Below are 17,367 nucleotides of genomic sequence, written 5' to 3' on the forward strand. Positions count from 1 at the left end.
CGACACTTCTTCAACTAAAATGGTGCGAAAAAGGATGTGCAAGATACAATCATTTGATCCTATCGGGCACGACGAGTTGTAAACGAATCATTGTTAATAAATCGCAACCTATTGTTTTATAATAAGATAACAAGCCATTGTTGAAAACAAAAGTAAAATTTGTAGCATTTGGCATTTGCAATTTTTGTAAAAGGAAAGTTTCGGGAGAAATGGGAAATCTTAAGGAAAAAGATTGTTTTTATTAAACGTCGCGGGAACTGATTGTTAAGCAATCATCCTGGTGTTTATTTTTTAAAAAACATATTCATAGCAACCAAAAACAGGGCGGCGGCAAAAACCTTTCGCAGTGTATTTTCGGATACCGTGAGCGCGTATTTCGATCCAATGTACCCTCCGATAAGAAACGCAGCGGCAATAATCATGGCGTATTTCAGATTTAGCTCACCAGCCTTCCAATAATTCCATGCCGCCAGCAGACCGATGGGTGGCAGCATTACCGCCAGGCTGGTGCCCTGTGCCATGTATTGCGACATCCCCATGAAGAGCACCAGCGCCGGAATTATTATTATGGCGCCGCCCAGGCCAATAAAACCGCTTAGGATGCCGGCAGCCAGCCCGATGATTATCAATAAAAGTATCGTCGACATATTCATCATTTTATGGGATTTACATTAAAAATCGAGGCTCATGGAGAGGTAAAAAATCGGGTCGCGTTTTATCTTGCCATCTTCGATGCCCCAGGCAAGGTCCCCTTTTAGGAAATAGCCCAGCAGCTTGGTGCGCGCGCCAAAGCCGATGCCGGCGATGAGCGGGTCTTTTTCGTATTGAACTTTGATACGCAGCGGTCCCGAATTGACGTATCGCGTGTAAAGAACGTTGTCGGGGTCGTAAGGATTCCAGCCGTTCCAGGCGGTGCCGATGTCGCCAAAGCCGACCAGCTGGAAGTTCTTGATGAATTCGGACTTGATCGGTTTGTTGAGCAGGTAGCGAAATAGTGGCAAACGCAGTTCGCTATTAAGCACCAAAAAGGTATTGCCGTTGCGGGCATTTTGTTTAAAACCGCGCATGTTGGTGGCAAGCGCCTGATACACCCAGTTTTGGGCAGGATCGATGCGGGAGTCGTCGGCAAAGCGTGGCAGCATCCAACTGTCGGTGCCGCCCATGTAATATAGCAATCGCTCGGTGCCGAAGTTGCTGCTTCCCGCCAGGCGGTTGGCCCAGATCATCTGACGATGTATGCGCAGGTAGTTGCGGAAGTCGAAGCCCACGACGAGAAGGCTTTTGTTGATCTGTTCGAGTTGCTGGTTGTATTCGCCGAAAACCATAAATCGTGTGCCTTCCGGCAAATTTAGCCCCAGCTCTTTGGTGTCGTCGTAAATGAGTTGCAGCTTGGCGCCACCCCAGTTTTTGATTTGGTTGGGATAGCGGAGCGCCAGCTCGTCGGGGCCGCTGAAAATAAGGTTTTCGTTGCGAAACAAAAATGTGCCGCGAACCCGGAGTACTTTGTTGAGCGGGTAGGTGAGGATGAAAAAGCCTTCGTTGATTTTTTGTCTTGTGACGTAGGCTGCAATTACCGACTGCTCGAGCGAGCGACGCTGGAAGACAAATTCCTTGTCGAGGCGTTTTTTCAGATTTGCAAAATTGAAAAAATACTCTTTGTCCACCAGGTCGAGGCCAATGCGCACTCCGCCCAAAATCCGGTAGTTTTCCATCAGGTCGGTAAGACCAATCATAAATGTGGGACTCAGCCCCGGGTTTTGGTAATTGGGCCTGATGCTGAAGCCTGGTAACACATTGTCCAGCGCATTGTTGGTGGCGCCGGGATACGGTTGGTACATCTGGCTGAGGTACGAAAAGTCTATTTGCGTCACCAGCTCATTGATGCTGTATTGGGTGTAATAATTCAGTTGCTTGGGAAGTATAAAGTCATCTTTTGGTTTCTCTTTTGTCGCAGCCTGCCCGCCATCGCCTGAAGTTTTTTTGTCAGGACTGAGGTTTATGGTCCCTTGCTGACTAAGCTGGTAATTTTCGATATCGATCTTTTCATCAGTAGGTTTCGTTACTTCTGCCGAATCGCGTAAGTAAGTATCGTTGCGCAGAACATTTCTAAAGCTCTTGCGCGGCACGGGAGTGCGCGATGGCGGCGGCCTGACGGCGGTGTCGTTGGGCGCCGGTGCAATGGGAGCAATCTGATAGGTTTCCCGAATCTGCTGTTGCTGCTGCTCCAGCCTGTAGGGAGTTGTTGTTAGCTCAACAGATTCCAGCATCGAAGGCAGCACCATTGGCTCCAGATAAAGCTGATCATAAAGATTTTCGTTCATGATCATCGTTACGGTTCCGGCGCGCGGCGAAATGTGATGTTCGGAGATGTTGCGATTGTAATTGGTAATTGGGAACGAGGAGGTAAAATAGCGATAATGCACGGTAGTGTCAACAAAAGCAACAGCACTGTCGAGGCGTCCGACATACTGATTATTGACACCATTTTCGTTACTTAAAAATGCAAAATACCCATCGCCGTAAGGCATGGCCTGACGTTCGTCGGCATGCGGTGTATTGGTAACGCGTCGCAAAACAGGATTGCGGGTCGGATAATCGAAAATAAAAAGGTCGTATTGGTTATCAAAATCTTTGGGCAGCGTATTTTGTCCGTATTGAAGAGTGTCAGTGGGGCGGTTGGAGCTGAAGATGATGCGATCGCCATGGATGAAAGTCGGATCGAGATCATCGTAAATGTCGTAGGTCAGACGCTCATAGGTGGAGGAGGAGATCGTAAAAAGAAACAAATCATTTTGTCCTTTCTGAACTGCCGAAAAAAGTAGCGAACGGCCATCTGGCGAATAGGTGAGGTGGGTAATTTTCTCGAAGCCATAGATGTTGCGACTGGTCCAATCGCGTTCGTCTACATCATAAAGATAAAGCCATATCAAACCCTTTTTTTCGAGCACCATGGCCAGCACCGCCCCCGAAGGATGCCACGCGAGCAACGGATAAGATACGTCAACCTTTTCGTCGAGTTTAAAACCATCCACATAAAGCTTCTTGATTTTTCCGGTTTCGAGATTGTGCAACCAAACCTTGTACTTCCCACTTTCGTTGGTAACCAGTGTCGCCAGCGCTCCATCGGGGCTTACCTGCAACTGCGAATAGTTGCGATTGATATCGTTGCGTTTCAGGACGCGTTTGCCTTTTATTCGGTTCCCGATGTCAGGAATATCGGTGTTGGCTGCCACTGCCTCATTTTGTTGACTGTAATATTGCAGCCACTCGTCATAAACGGTTTCAAGATTAATACCCAGAACATACTGAAAGCCGGTTTCGATGCTACGGCTGATGCGCGTCATGTTGATGATGCTAAGGACTTGTTGATGGCCATAGCGCTGCGACACAAAATGCCAGAAGCTGTGGCCGGCGTCCTGCACCAGCGTTTGGTCCATCACCAGGCGGTTAAACTTTTTGTACCTGCCCGAGCTTATCACGTTGCGGATGCGGTTGTCGATGTCGGTATTCCAATCTTCGGCCAGGTAGGCAATCAATCCACGGGTGTACCATTCGGGGAAGTTCTGCAAAAAGGAGTTCATCATCTGGCTGCCGATGTTGCTGCCAAAGATGGCGTTTTGCAAAAGCACATGTACGACGCCCTGGCGTATTTGTAGCTCAAAATCGACCATGCTCCCGTCGAAATAAAGCACCACTTTGTTGCCCAGAATATGCGAAACGCCTCCTGGATTGTATTCGGCACCGGTAGTCAGCCCAATGTTGCTTTGCTTTAGCTCGTTGAGATTATTGAAAATTACAAACTGGATTTTTCCTTCCAGATAGGTGTCGAGCATGTTTTCGTAATGTTTGAGCTGTTGCCCGCCATAGCGAGCGGTATGTTCAGCCAGCTCTTTGCCGTTGAGATAAAAATAGGTATCGAAACGATCGAACTTGTAGTAGGTCCACAGAAAATCTTCGAATTGCACACGGCTGCGGCCAAATTCCATCTGGTAGCCATTGTAAAACTGAGCATGGCTCACCAATGGCAAAAGCAACAGGATAGATAACGCTGTCTTTATCCAAAACAAATAAAACCGACGATGATGTGATAAACGTTGATCCATTCTGTAAACGTTACTTAATCTTCTGCCGTCACAATTTTGAGCACCCGAACAAATCTTCAGCTATTGGTGTTTCCAATCATTTGCAGGCAGCAATAAAGCATAACTTTGTAAATTTCAAATTATTTTATTTCGCTCGGCGGCAAAATTAACGACATTATCAACAATAACTGAAGCATTATGATGCAAATCCATCGTTTCATTTTTAACCCTTTTCAGGAAAATACCTATGTGCTTTACGACGATACAAAAGAGGCGGTAATAGTAGACGCAGGCTGCAGTGATGCCGAAGAGTGCGCGGCGTTGGCCGGTTTTATCAACAAACACCAACTCAAGCCCGTTGTCCATATCCTTACGCACGGGCACATCGACCACGTGATGGGGGTAGGCTTTGTATGGGAAAAATATGGTTTAAAACCGTTGGCGCATAAAGATGTGATGCCTTTTCTGGAAAGTGCTCCCGAGCAGGCACGCATGTTTGGTGTTCAAACCGAAAAGCTGGTGATGCCCGACCATTTTCTTAAAGAGGGCGACCAGGTGAAATTTGGCAATTCGCAGCTGGAAGTGCTGCACACACCCGGGCATGCTGCCGGACATTTGTGTTTCGTAAGTCATATCAATAGTTTTGTTCTTTCGGGCGATGTGCTCTTTCGCGGCAGTATTGGTCGAACCGATTTACCTACCGGCGACTACGACCTGCTGGAGAAAAACATACGCACGAAAATTTATACCCTTCCCGGCGAATACATAGTCTATCCCGGCCACGGTCCCGAAACCAGCATCGGTATCGAAGTGAAGTCGAATCCGTTTGTGATGGGATAAATGGCTGCTCTGAATGAAGAGAAAATAAGCCGGATTACAATCTTATGATTTTCTCAATCAGGCATTTGATGCGCAAAAGCAAAACCCTGCCGACGGAATCCACAATATACTGTAAGGTGGTAAGTTATGTTTTTGTTAAAAAAAAGGATGGATTTGCCTTAGCGGGCATCTGAAGCCACCCGACCGGCGAGTTGCGTAAAACAGTTAATCTTAAAATTTGTACCTTTGCCCGCACTGAAATACTAAAATTTCCACCAAAATGAATAAAACAAAAGTTCTGTACGTGATGCAGGAAATTACTCCCTATCTAAAAGAAAACCCCATCAGTCATATTGGACGACATCTTCCACAGGGCATTCAGGAGCGGGGACGCGAGATAAGGACTTTCATGCCACGCTATGGCAAGATCAACGAGCGGCGAAACCAGCTCCATGAAGTGATAAGGCTTTCGGGTATGAATCTGATTATCGAAGACGCCGACCACCCGCTTATTATCAAAGTAGCTTCCATACAGCAGGCACGCATGCAGGTTTATTTTATCGACAACGAAGACTATTTCCATCGCAAGGCCCTTTACAGAGATAAAAACGGTGTCTTTTTCGAGGACAACGATGAACGCATGATTTTCTATGCCCGCGGCGTACTCGAAACGGTAAAAAAACTTGGCTGGCCGCCAGATATCATTCATTGTCACGGATGGTTTTCCAGCTTGCTGCCACTTTACATCAAAACTGCATTTAAAGATAATCCACTTTTTTCCGATTCAAAAGTTGTCTTTTCCATCTACAACGATGTCTTCGACGAAACTCTGAACAGTGATCTTTTGAAGAAACTTAAGTACGACAAAATTAAAGATTCGGAACTTAAGAGCTACAAAAAGGCCACTTACGAAGGAATTATAAAAGGTGCTTTAGATTATTCTGATGCTGTGATTGTGGGTAGCGACTCTCTGGAACCTGTGTTTGAATCATACATACAACAGCTCGACAAGCCGATTTTGAACTTTCAAAACGGGGATACGTTTATCGAAGCTTACAACGATTTTTATAATGAACTTTTAAAAGAAGTCAATTGATATTGGTACAAGCAACACAATACCATTTAACCAAAAACCCCTATGTTAAAAATCCCCTTGCAGGCCATGGCCATTTTAATGGTAGTTGCGCTGATATTTTCAGGTTGTGATATCGATCCCGACAAAATAGGTGTCGACTTGCAACCCGAAGCTGACAAGCTCAATATTTTTTATACTGATACCGTCACAGTGCTGGCGCATACCATTCGTGTGGATTCGGTGCGTACCGACAAGACTTTGCGCACCATGCTGGGCAGCTACAACGATCCTGTGTTTGGCACCAGTAGTTCTGCCATGGCGCTGCAGTTGCGCCTGTCGAGTACTGCCGTTGAGTTGGGCACCTCGCCGGTACTCGATTCGATTGTGCTTTCGATGGATTATACGATAGTCCCCATGGGCATCAATAGAATTATGCGCGCCTATGGCGACACCACCACTGAGCAAACGTGGAATGTGTATGAGCTCGACCAGTCGATTTATGCCGATAGCATTTATTACAGCTCTTCACAGGTGGCACTCAAAAGTGGCGAAATAGCTACAAAAACTTTTGCTCCGCATCCCACCGACAGCATTGTTGAAGATGGTGTAAAAAGTCATGCCAGGCTTCGCATAAAAATGGACGACAGCTTTGTGCAGAAGTTTAGAGATGCTGATCCTGCCGACTTCGCGTCGATCGAGGGCTTTCTTCAGTTTTTCAAAGGATTGTACATCCAGCCCGAAGTGGTGACGCAAGGTGGTGCCATTTTATTTTTTAATGTCGGCTCTACAACCTCACGAATGACTTTGTATTATAAAAACGAAGTCGAAGATTCACTGCGTTATTTCTTCCCGGTAACTTCTCTCAGCGGGCGTTTTATGAACTTTACCCACGACTATCAGTTTGCTGCTTCTGAGTTGCAGAGCCAGCTCAACGGTGACACCGTCCCTGGACAGCAGCAACTGTTTGTGCAAGCCATGGGAGGTACTGCCGTGATGTTTGAATTCCCTTACATCCGCAATCTCACCCTTGACGGCAATCTGGCGCTCAATCAGGCAAAGCTGGTATTTACTAACTCTGTCGACGCTTCTCCATTTATGGAACCGACCGAATTTCTGCTTTACAACGTAGGCCGGGATGGTTCCTATCGCTTGCTCGAAGATCAGACAGAAGGTGCCGAGTATTTTGGCGGAAGATACGATCCCAAATCCCATCAGCTCTCTTTCAGAATTACCCAGCAAATGCAGAAAATACTTACGCAGGATACCTTGGCCACGCGTTTTTATCTGGGCGCCAGCTCCGGCAGCATTTTACCAAACCGAGTGGTGCTCAATGGCTTCGATCCTCCGCAAAATGTGGAGAACCAGGAGCGGCTCAAACTGGAACTTATTTTTACCAGGCTCAAATAATTAATAAGAAAACCCTCAACCGATTATGTGTGGAATAGTAGGATACGTTGGAAGAAAAGAGGCTTACCCCATCCTCATCAGCGGGCTCAAACGTTTGGAATATCGAGGCTACGACAGCGCTGGCATTGCCCTTCTCAATGGTAACGTCAATGTGTATAAAACCAAAGGCAAGGTATTGGAGCTCGAAAACTTTGTAAAAGATAAAAACATCAAAGGCCACATTGGCATTGCGCATACCCGTTGGGCTACGCATGGCGAACCCAACTACGAAAATGCACATCCGCACTACTCCGAATCGGAGGAACTTGCCATCATTCATAATGGCATCATCGAAAACTATGATGTTCTCAAAGAAGAACTGCAAAAAGCCGGTTATCATTTCAGGAGCAATACCGACACTGAAGTGTTGATACAGCTTATCGAATACATCTGTAAAGAGGAAAAGGTAGAGTTGGTAACGGCCATACAGTTGGCGCTCACTCAGGTGATAGGTGCTTATGCAATTGTAGTTATTTCCAAAAACCATCCCGAACAGCTCATTGCTGCCCGCAGAGGAAGCCCCCTTGTGGTGGGAATTGGCAAAGATGAATTTTATCTGGCCAGCGACGCTTCACCAATAGTAGAGTTCACCCGTGATGTAGTTTACATAGATGAAGAAGAAATTGCCATCATGAAGCTGGGTGATAAGTTACATATCAAGACCATCAAAAATCAGGAAAAAACACCTTTTGTCCAGCAACTGGAACTCGATTTGAGTACACTCGAAAAAGGTGGATACAAGCATTTTATGCTTAAAGAAATCTTTGAGCAGCCCAAATCCATCCGCGACAGTATCCGTGGACGTGTAAATGTGGGTATGGATACGATTTCGATGGCAGGTATGATCGATTTCCAGGAGCGCTTTCTGCAGGCCGGACGTATCATTTTTCTGGCAGCTGGCACCTCGTGGCACGCATCGCTCGTTGGAGAGTATCTCTTTGAAGAGCTGGCGCGCATACAGGTAGAAGTAGAATATGCTTCCGAGTTTCGCTATCGCAATCCCATAATCAACAAAACTGATGTGGTAATAGCTGTGAGCCAGTCGGGCGAAACCGCCGACACCTTGGCAGCTATTCGTCTGGCCAAGGAAAGTGGTGCGCTTATCTATAGCATTTGCAACGTGGTAGGCTCATCGATAGCGCGCGAAGCACACGCAGGCTCCTACACGCACGCAGGCCCTGAAATCGGCGTGGCTTCTACCAAGGCTTTCACCTCCCAGGTTACAGTATTGGCGCTGATGGCACTCTATCTTGGGCGACGTAAGGGTCTTATTTCTGTCCCCCGTTTTAACGAATTGCTTATCGAGCTAAATAAAATCCCACAAAAAGTAGAAGAAACGCTCAAATTATGCGCCCATGTGGAAGAAGTCTCCAAGATTTTTACCTATGCCCGCAACTTCCTCTATCTGGGACGTGGCTACAACTTCCCGGTGGCACTCGAGGGTGCTCTGAAGCTCAAAGAGATTTCCTACATCCACGCCGAGGGTTATCCTGCTGCCGAGATGAAACACGGCCCCATAGCTCTTATCGACAAAAAGATGCCTGTGGTGGTAATTACTCCTACCTCTTCAATCTACGACAAAGTAGTTTCGAACATACAAGAAATAAAAGCACGCAAAGGAAAAGTGCTTGCCGTGGTTTCCAAAGGCGACACAACCGTTTCAAAGCTTGCCGACTACACTTTTGAAATTCCTGAAACCGAAGAGATTTTCACGCCGTTGCTGGCAGTCATACCGCTGCAGTTGCTCTCTTATTACATTGCCGACATGCGCGATTGTGAGATAGACCAGCCTCGCAACCTTGCCAAATCGGTAACGGTAGAGTAGGGGAAGGCAAGCAGGTAGAAGGAAGAATACAGTTTGCAGTGTTATTTTTACACATTTCAAAAAACCGAATTATACTCTTATCGAGATTCAAGTGATTTTTGATCTTTAGGAAATAATAAAAAAAGGGCTTCCGTTTTGGAAAGCCCTTTTTTTATTTAAATCCTGGTGCAGCTTGCTGCTAGTAAATCAACAGGCGGTTATCTTTAATTTTTGCATCCTCTTTTAACACGTTCATGTAGCTGTTGCCCACACGTGAGGTAAAACGACGCTCGAGCATATCGGCAGTAGCTTTGTAATCTTCGATGGGAGTAGCGTCGGTTATACTGGTTAATTTCACAACAAATACTGCGCTGTTGCCTTTGATGGGTTTGGAAACTTCGCCGGGCTTCATTGAGAGAACGGTGCCTATCAATTCATATTCGCTACCAAAACCGGGTAAGTTGCGTGAAGCAAAAGTTATGGTAGCTGAATCCAATTTTTGATTCATGTTGCTGGCGATTTGATCTATACTTTGTGCGTTCAGATCGTTGATGCGTTTGGCAAGCACATCAGCTTTTTTGCTGTTGGTTACCAATGGGCGAATTTGGTCTTTGATATCCTCCAGCGGAGTATAGCCTTTCTTGCGGATGGTGGTGAGTGTTGTAACGATAAACTGGTTATCGTCTTCAAATACGGTAGAAACGGCGTCAATTTGCCTCTTTTCATCAAATGCCCAGCGTACAAGCTGACGAGCATTTTCAACACCTGCAATGCGGTTGGAGGTCTCGTTGAGGCGCTCGGCGGTGCGTTTATTAAGGCCTTGATTTATAACAGCAGTATCAAATTTTGTCCGGGTGTTGTTTTCGCCGGCAAAGGCATTGGCTTTCATATAGGCCTGCTGGTAAGTCTGATCGCTGGGCATAATGTTGCGGGAAAGTGTAGCAATCTTGACTTTTAATTTCGGATCAGTTTTTTCGGTGAGCTTCAACAGATGATATCCAAGCATGGTTTCCATTTCGGAAACTTCGTTCACCTTCATGTTTTTACCTTTACTGTAGAAGTTGGACATGCCTGCGCTGCCATCAATTAGCCAACCCAGATCGCCTTTGTCTTCGGCTGCCGAGGGATAATCAGAAAATTCTGCGGCAATTTCTTCAAACTTGCCAGGGGTTTTCTGCAATACATTTTTAAGACTGTCGACGAGCGTGCGTGCACGTTCTTCGGAACGGTCGCTGATACCGGCGGCAGCGGGAGCAGTGGAATAGCTTATCAATAGCTGGCTCATTTTGAGTGAGTCGGAACGCTCGGCACGATCGAGTACTTTGGACATATAGTAAACGTCGCTTTCGATGTAAGGGCCAACCACGCTGCCAATCTCTGCTTCCATGAGCTGGGATGCTACGCGTGCGGGCAATTCCGATTCTTTTTTATAGGTGGTGTCGATGCGTGTGTCGCTTGAAGAATTTACGAAAGTAGCATCGTCTTTTATGTTTTTAAATTCGGTGTAGAGTTCGTTGACCTGAGCAGAGATTTCTTTGCGATCTTCTGACGAGGGTTGCACCTGAAACACAACATAATCGATGGTACGACTTGCTTCCTGCTTGTATTGCTCTTTATTTTCGTCGTAATATTTTTTCAAATCCTGGTCGGTAACAGTCACGGCTGTATCAGCTAATGTGTTTAACATGGTGGCTGTGTAAACGATTTCGGCTGTGCTGTTGATGCGCTCGTAGTCGAGTTTGGCAAAAGCTGTTGGCACAAACCAGGCTTTGGTAACCAGGTTTTCATATTTGGTTCTTCTAAGGTCGTCTTTTACCATTGTTTCCAGGCTCAGATAACGCTTGCGCATATCCGGGTCGGCTCTGTCGAGATTCTGAAGAAAGTTGACTACTACTGATGGGTCGAAGTTGCCCGAATTGGGGTCGGTAAAAGATTGCTTGACATATTGATGCGGATCGTCACCAACGATCTGATCGGTCAGTTCATCAGAAGTTACGGATAATCCCAGACCATCGTATTGGCGTGTAAGAAGTATTTCGTTCACCATTTCGTTCCACACAGCCTGCTTTATCTGAAAGATATCTTCCTGCGTGAGGTTTTCGTTCTGACGCTGGCTTTTGGTGGCCTGCATGCGCTCGTCTACGCGCATGTTGAAAGCCTCGATCGAAATTTCTTCGCCGGCTACCTCGCCAACGGCAAGGCGTTGATTTGAGCCTCTGGGCTTCAGGAAATCCCCGAGTACAAAAGCTGCCAGAGCTACCCCGACTATTACGATAAGTAATCCTGAATGTTTTCTAATTTGTCCTATTGCTGCCATTTTGATGCAATTTTTTTTAAAGTGGGTGCAAAAATACAATAGATAATGAGAAAGGAAAGGTTTTTTTGGTTTAATCCATAAATAGTGTTGCAAAACCGCATCATGTAACATAATGATATGGGAAGGATCTGCTGGTAGTGTTATAATCCTGATGTGTACCAAAGCATGAAGCAGCTATTTTCATGCATTGAAGCATCAATCCACAAACTTTCTATTTCGAATTTGATTCCGAAAAACAAATTTTGCGATTGAAATTTTGGTCCGGCTAATGTTTTAATCGCAATTATTTGCCATTCTAATAACTTAGTTGGGAGTCACCTATGGTTTTAATCAGGTAGTTGAGGTTATTTCCCCTAGCTGGTAATAATCAGTTTTACCTTATCGATACGTGTTTTGGTGGCTTCGAGAATGATAAATTTGAAAGGTGCAAAAAGAATTTCATCGTTCAGCGCGGGGATGCTTTGATGGTGGCTGATGATAAACCCTGCAAGGGTTTCGTAGTCTTCGTCTTCGGGCAGGTCGAACAGATATTTTTCGTTGAGATAATCGATTTCGAGCCGTGCTGAAAAAATGTATTCGTTTTCGTTGATCTTTTTTTCGATGAGGTCTTCCACATCAAATTCGTCGTCGATTTCTCCAAAAATCTCCTCTATCACATCTTCCATGGTGATGATGCCCGAAGTTCCGCCAAACTCATCCACAACTACTGCAATACTTTTACTCTGCTGAATAAACATCGAAAGTACCACGTTAGCGGGCATGGTTTCGGGAGCCACGATGATGGGGCGCAGAATGCTTTGGATGCTTTGCGGATTTTTAAACATATCAGCCGAATGCACGTAGCCAATGATTTCGTCGACGGATTGCCGGTAGACAGGAATTTTACTATGTCCCGAAGCGATGAAAGTTTCTCGCAGATGATCGATGGTGTCATTTTTTTCGAGGGCCACTATTTCGGTGCGCGGTATCATACATTCGCGTAATTTGACAGTGCGAAAGTCGATGGCATTCTGAAACATCTGAATCTCCTGCTGCACGTCCTCTTGCCGTGTGTAGTCGGGCGAAAATTCCTTGAGGTAATTGTCGAGGTCGACAACGCTAAAGAGCAGGTTCTCGCGCGAGAATTTTATTTTTATAAAACGTTTGAGTATCCATTCCGAAAAACCAATGTAGATGTAGATGAGCGGATAAAAAAGGTAATAAAAAATAGCAGCCGGAAGTGCAAAAGCACTGAGGATTTTGTTGGGATTGAGTCGGAAAAGCACCTTGGGCGTAAACTCTGCCACCACCAGTACCAGCAGGGTTGCCAGCAGGGTTTGCAAGGTAAGCATCAGCGTTTCGCTCATCATATATCCGGGGATGAGATTGTCAAGGGCAGGCTCGAGAATGTATGCCATGGCAATGCCATAAATCACCAAAGCTACATTGTTGCCCAAAAGCAGCGCTCCGATAAATCGCGAGGGCATCCGGGTAAAATGAGAAATGATGCGGGCGGAAAAACGCCCTTTATTTTTATCTACCTCTATTTTCAGTCGATTGGCGCTAACGAAAGCTATCTCCATTCCCGAAAAGAAAGCGGAAAAAATAAGGGTAATAATAATGATCGACAAATTACTCATCGGTTAAGGATTTATCGGCAAAGATAATTAATGCCTTAAACAACCTGCTATGAGTCATCATCGTCGGAGGATTCCTCTTCGTACATAAATTCGCCACTTACGTTGCGCAGCTTCCAGGAGCGCAGCGATTCGTCGGCATCGAATCCTTTGCCATACAGCACTCCGTCGGGAGTAGTACGTTTTACAAAAACATCCGAATAGATCTTTTTTGTTTGTTGATTCCAAACAACATGCTCAGTATTGAGCGTCTCCTGTGTTTTGTGGTTTTGCATTACCACGTCATCCTTCACCTCCATCATTTTCTTGTTTTCCCAATTGATGCCGTAGTTGGCCGTAAGCTCCGACTGTACGTGCATGGCAGAGTCGTAAAACAGCAAGTGCAGCCCGTCGGGGAATTCCAGATATGGTTCGTCGCCCAGATAATGATTCAGCGACGGCGAAATAAGTCGTATCAAAATGCGTCCAGAATCGCTGTAGGTCATCTCCACATCCCGCGCGGTTTCGTCGGGATGATCCTCAGCCAGGGTGAGCGAGTCGATGGTCTTCATATCGTTTTTACAAGCAAAAAGCATTGTTGCGATCAGTATCACAACAATGCTTTTGCCAGCTATTCGCCAATTATGTTTTCTAGAAGTCACTTTGGGCTTCATATTATTTCATTGCCCTAACGGTAGTCCGTTCGTTAATCCAGCATCCTACGGTGTAATCGTCGCCTTCGGTGAGGTCATAGAAAAAGATGGTTTCCTTTACGGGAAATTGAGCGGAGTAAATATTGATACGATTGTTGGCAATGTCGGCCACCCTCGGGTCAATATTTTTGGCTTGTCTGTATTTATCTACTGCAGCCCAGTAGACCACTTTCTTTGTCAAATCGTTGTCGCCGCAATCGGAAGCGCTGGCAGCATACATATCACCGATCAGCAGATAGGCATTGCCTTCATCTGGACGCAAATCCAAAGCATTGTATGCATAAGCGCGAGCTTTGGGGTAGTTTCTGTTGTGCCTGTAAACACTCGAAAGCAAAATAAAAACATCGGCTTTTGTATTGTCATCATCCACTTTGAGCGCATCTTCGAGATAAGGGATGGCCTGGTCGAATTTTTCTTTTCTAATAAGCATCTTTGCAATAAGGTAGCTTGCGTTGGGCGATGGTTCCAGCTCATTGAGCTTTACGGATGCATTGAAGAATAAATCATTGTCGGTACAGTTTTTTTTGTCGAGCATGCTGGTGATTTTTTTCAACGTCTCGACATCTTCAGGAGTTTCGTCAAATTTTTTCTGATAAATGCCAATCAGATCATCGCAGGTGGCGTAGGGTTCAAAAGAAAGCTCGACGTTTCCTTTTACGTTTTCCCATGCCGATAAGGAGTTGGGGTCGTTTTGACTCTCTTTTATGTTGTAGTCGATGATGTTGCTTAGCTGATCGTAAGTTTCTATTATCACAACCTTCTCAAGTTTTTGGTCGCCAACCATACTCAAAATGGAGCGGAAATAATAAACCAGCACAAACGATTCAGATTTATTACCGCGCAGATCGATGGATTTTTTGAAGATATGATAAGCTTTCTCATACTCTTCGGGAGCAAACTTCATCAGGTCGGAGCCTTTGCGTCCCAGCACGTAGCCTTCGCGTCCAAAATATTTGATGCGCTGGTCGTAAATCATCATCATCGTATCGACGTATTGGAGCTTGGTATCCTCGCTTTTGGCATTTTTCATAAAATGTTCCATCATGGTCAAACCGTCGAGGTAGGCATTTTGAGAAGCCTGTGGGCAGTTGGCATACACCCAGCGCCATGAACCTATAGCGTCGTTTACGGCCGGACTGGTGTAATTGCTGGCTTTCCACTGTTTGTAAAATTCGCGGTACAGCGAGAGGTTACGCAGACACGTCAGGCTGTCGTCGCCATACTTTTCCATATCCTGTGGCACCAGCGGAGGGCTGTTAAAAGTGTTGCCTGCCGTGGCAGTAGCCAGATTCCCCGAAAAAATCAGAGCCATCAATCCTAATAATACTGTTTTAGCTGTAGTTTTCATTTTTGCTTTTTTTAAAACCAAAGTTAAACTTTAATTTTTTTTAATTGTATTTGTTCTTTACAAACCAACGCTCCCAAACTGAAATCCCGACGGTGACTCTGTAAAAGTTATTCTGAATCAGCCCGGAGGCGGTAGTTCCTTTTCTTCCTATTTCAAATCCCAGGTTCATATTTGAATAAGAGCGTGGAATGGGTAGTCCCAAACCAAAACTTATACCAAATTCATTTATCCGGGTGTCGCGCAGGTCGAGATAGGTTTTGTTGTATCTGAAGCCAACGCGGTATTTCACGCGTTTCCAATAGCTTGCCATCATACTTTGCGAGGGCGAAAACTCTCCACCCAATGAAATCTGCATCGTGTTTTGCAGTGAGTCATTGCGTTCGAAAGCTTTGTAGTTGCTCCAATTTTGCCATTGGTAATCGGCGCCTACCATCCATTGGTCGCTGCTGCGCAATGTAAATCCAAACCCATATTTGTCGGGCAACGTGATGGTGCCTTTGTTTTTGAGCCGGCTGACGATGGTGTCGCGGAAAGATTCTATGCCAAGGTTGGTAGGAAAAAATGAGCGAACCAGATAATTTTCGGTGGCTTTCACCTTTTGTTTCGGAGCATACACTCCTCCAAACCCAAGGGTTAGTTTGTCGGTGAGCTTGCGATGGTATTGCAATCCAAACTCATAAATAAGATCGCCTACCTCTATGTAGTCGTCAACGCGTGTATTGAGCAGCCCGACAGAATCGGGAAAGAAGATGGTGCGTGAGAGATCGCCTTTTCCAAAAAGATACGACAGCTTTGCGCCGATAGCCAAATCCTTGACCAATTCTACCGAAGCATTGGCGTAAAACTCGTTGAGGCCGCCGGAACCAGAATATTTGAAGTCGGTGCTCCCTACGTCGCTGATTATTTCGTTGGCTGTAATGTTGTAGCCAATGTTGCTGTAAGGGGTTAGCCCGATGGTGGTTTTGAGCCAGTGTGTAATGGGAAAGCCGAAAAGCAGGTAGCCGAGGGTGGCGTAGTTGGTGCGACCAGTTAGTTCGTCAGTTTTCAGATTGCCGGTGCTGGCAACGATTCCGCCTGAGAAGATAAAAGAAAGCGAGTCGAAAGCATGATTGGCTGCAGGGTTGTAAGGATTGATGTGGCGATTGCTGTTTACAGCCATCGAAATGCCGCCCATCGAAAAATGGTAGGCATCCTTACGGGATGAAAGGTCGCCAAGACCAAAACGTGAGTAGGGTGAATTGACAGAAATTTGCGCAGTGCTGCCGGTCGCCATCAGAACCAACAGAATGGATAGGAAGAAATGCTTTATTACCTTCTTATTGTTTGTTAACATTAAAATCTAAAATTATATTCAACCCTCTTAGCACCAAATTTGGGATTGCAAAGATGTGACTTTTTAATTTCTCAGCAAAAAATTTACTATCACCACCGGTTATCAGAACGTTAAGATTTGTATGGTTCAGCACAAAACGTTGGATTATGCCCTCGATTTCGGCAACGATTCCCAGGGAAACTCCCGCCTGAATCGACTCCTGTGTGGTAGTACCGGTGAGTCCTTCAAAATTTTGATCAGTTATTAACGGCAGCCTTTGGGTAAAAGTATGCAAAGCCTTGTAGCGCATCGTAAGCCCCGGCGTGATGCCACCGCCCTGATAGCAGCCATTCGCATCCACAAAATCCCAGGTAACGCACGTGCCGGCATCAATCACCAGACAAGGCGTCCCCGCGAAGGCGACGCCCGCGTACACCGCCACCGCCAGTCTGTCGAGGCCCAAGGTTTCGGGCGTTTTATAGCGGTTTTGGATGGGAACAGGAGTAAGATGTGTGAACTCGGTAAAGTGAAAGTTTTCGGTGAGATATTGCCGTGCCGCATCAGGCATATCTACAACAACTGCTGCGATGGCGTAAACCGGAGCATGAGCCTGCTTCACCTTTTTCAGTTTGTCGATGGTGAGCCGTTGCATGCTGCTGAAGAAAACTTCCTCATTATTACTAAAAACAGCAATCTTGGTGAGGGTATTCCCAAAATCGATGATCAGCCGGGGAGCGGCAGCGGCATCTGAGGCCGTGGTTTGTCGTTGTAGTTTTTCCATATCAGCGTCCTTTCTGTGCGGCAAAAATAATTTATACTCTGTTTAAATTTGGATGAAAGTAAAAAAAGTCTTTCC

12 protein-coding genes are annotated in these 17,367 nt (G+C 45.7%); 4 read left to right on the top strand and 8 right to left on the bottom strand.

What is annotated here, in order from left to right; translation table 11 throughout:
- Positions 1–284: 284 nt before the first annotated feature.
- Complete coding sequence (locus VFC92_10090) at positions 285–647, bottom strand: sulfite exporter TauE/SafE family protein (protein HZK08538.1); 363 nt, start codon at positions 645–647, stop codon at positions 285–287.
- Positions 648–671: 24 nt separating this feature from the next.
- Positions 672–4,103 carry a hypothetical protein gene (locus VFC92_10095; protein ID HZK08539.1) on the bottom strand — a complete coding sequence of 1,144 codons (3,432 nt, stop codon included), beginning with the start codon at positions 4,101–4,103 and terminating at the stop codon, positions 672–674.
- A 177-nt stretch (positions 4,104–4,280) separates the two neighbouring features.
- Here VFC92_10095 and VFC92_10100 point away from each other — a divergent pair, with 177 nt between their 5' ends.
- From VFC92_10100 to glmS, 4 genes are all read left to right on the top strand, one after another.
- Complete coding sequence (locus tag VFC92_10100) at positions 4,281–4,922, top strand: MBL fold metallo-hydrolase (protein HZK08540.1); 642 nt, start codon at positions 4,281–4,283, stop codon at positions 4,920–4,922.
- 259 nt (positions 4,923–5,181) lie between these two features.
- A complete protein-coding gene (locus VFC92_10105; protein ID HZK08541.1) occupies positions 5,182–5,997 on the top strand; it encodes a glycogen/starch synthase in 816 nt (271 codons plus the stop codon).
- 42 nt (positions 5,998–6,039) lie between these two features.
- A complete protein-coding gene (locus tag VFC92_10110; GenBank protein ID HZK08542.1) occupies positions 6,040–7,383 on the top strand; it encodes a DUF4270 family protein in 1,344 nt (447 codons plus the stop codon).
- Between the two features lie 25 nt (positions 7,384–7,408).
- Positions 7,409–9,247, top strand: coding sequence for a glutamine--fructose-6-phosphate transaminase (isomerizing) (gene glmS, locus VFC92_10115; GenBank protein ID HZK08543.1), 1,839 nt, complete (start codon positions 7,409–7,411; stop codon positions 9,245–9,247).
- A 178-nt stretch (positions 9,248–9,425) separates the two neighbouring features.
- On the opposite strand, the gene VFC92_10120 is transcribed toward glmS, so the two are convergent.
- The 6 genes from VFC92_10120 to VFC92_10145 all read right to left on the bottom strand — a co-directional run bounded on the left by VFC92_10120 (position 9,426) and on the right by VFC92_10145 (position 17,292).
- Positions 9,426–11,543 carry a SurA N-terminal domain-containing protein gene (locus tag VFC92_10120; GenBank protein ID HZK08544.1) on the bottom strand — a complete coding sequence of 706 codons (2,118 nt, stop codon included), beginning with the start codon at positions 11,541–11,543 and terminating at the stop codon, positions 9,426–9,428.
- Between the two features lie 353 nt (positions 11,544–11,896).
- Positions 11,897–13,162, bottom strand: coding sequence for a hemolysin family protein (locus VFC92_10125; GenBank protein ID HZK08545.1), 1,266 nt, complete (start codon positions 13,160–13,162; stop codon positions 11,897–11,899).
- A gap of 47 nt (positions 13,163–13,209) precedes the next feature.
- Complete coding sequence (lptC, locus tag VFC92_10130) at positions 13,210–13,812, bottom strand: LPS export ABC transporter periplasmic protein LptC (protein HZK08546.1); 603 nt, start codon at positions 13,810–13,812, stop codon at positions 13,210–13,212.
- A gap of 1 nt (position 13,813) precedes the next feature.
- A complete protein-coding gene (locus tag VFC92_10135) occupies positions 13,814–15,199 on the bottom strand; it encodes a hypothetical protein (protein ID HZK08547.1) in 1,386 nt (461 codons plus the stop codon).
- 40 nt (positions 15,200–15,239) lie between these two features.
- On the bottom strand, positions 15,240–16,532 hold the full coding sequence (locus tag VFC92_10140) for an outer membrane protein transport protein (protein HZK08548.1): 1,293 nt from the start codon (positions 16,530–16,532) through the stop codon (positions 15,240–15,242).
- On the bottom strand, positions 16,516–17,292 hold the full coding sequence (locus tag VFC92_10145; GenBank protein ID HZK08549.1) for a type III pantothenate kinase: 777 nt from the start codon (positions 17,290–17,292) through the stop codon (positions 16,516–16,518). The genes VFC92_10140 and VFC92_10145 overlap by 17 nt, the downstream gene beginning before the upstream one ends.
- Positions 17,293–17,367: the final 75 nt, after the last annotated feature.

The sequence above is a fragment of the Bacteroidales bacterium genome, from assembly GCA_035647615.1.
Lineage (GTDB): Bacteria > Bacteroidota > Bacteroidia > Bacteroidales > 4484-276 > SABY01.

What these genes read in the sequence shown, in the direction of transcription:
- VFC92_10140 (HZK08548.1), bottom strand. Translation starts at nt 16,532, where the DNA reads ATGTTAACAAACAATAAGAAGGTAATAAAGCATTTCTTCCTATCCATT.
- VFC92_10105 (HZK08541.1), top strand. Translation starts at nt 5,182, where the DNA reads ATGAATAAAACAAAAGTTCTGTACGTGATGCAGGAAATTACTCCCTAT.
- lptC (HZK08546.1), bottom strand. Translation starts at nt 13,812, where the DNA reads ATGAAGCCCAAAGTGACTTCTAGAAAACATAATTGGCGAATAGCTGGC.
- VFC92_10100 (HZK08540.1), top strand. Translation starts at nt 4,281, where the DNA reads ATGATGCAAATCCATCGTTTCATTTTTAACCCTTTTCAGGAAAATACC.
- VFC92_10135 (HZK08547.1), bottom strand. Translation starts at nt 15,199, where the DNA reads ATGAAAACTACAGCTAAAACAGTATTATTAGGATTGATGGCTCTGATT.
- VFC92_10145 (HZK08549.1), bottom strand. Translation starts at nt 17,292, where the DNA reads ATGGAAAAACTACAACGACAAACCACGGCCTCAGATGCCGCTGCCGCT.
- VFC92_10090 (HZK08538.1), bottom strand. Translation starts at nt 647, where the DNA reads ATGTCGACGATACTTTTATTGATAATCATCGGGCTGGCTGCCGGCATC.
- VFC92_10095 (HZK08539.1), bottom strand. Translation starts at nt 4,103, where the DNA reads ATGGATCAACGTTTATCACATCATCGTCGGTTTTATTTGTTTTGGATA.
- VFC92_10120 (HZK08544.1), bottom strand. Translation starts at nt 11,543, where the DNA reads ATGGCAGCAATAGGACAAATTAGAAAACATTCAGGATTACTTATCGTA.
- VFC92_10125 (HZK08545.1), bottom strand. Translation starts at nt 13,162, where the DNA reads ATGAGTAATTTGTCGATCATTATTATTACCCTTATTTTTTCCGCTTTC.
- glmS (HZK08543.1), top strand. Translation starts at nt 7,409, where the DNA reads ATGTGTGGAATAGTAGGATACGTTGGAAGAAAAGAGGCTTACCCCATC.
- VFC92_10110 (HZK08542.1), top strand. Translation starts at nt 6,040, where the DNA reads ATGTTAAAAATCCCCTTGCAGGCCATGGCCATTTTAATGGTAGTTGCG.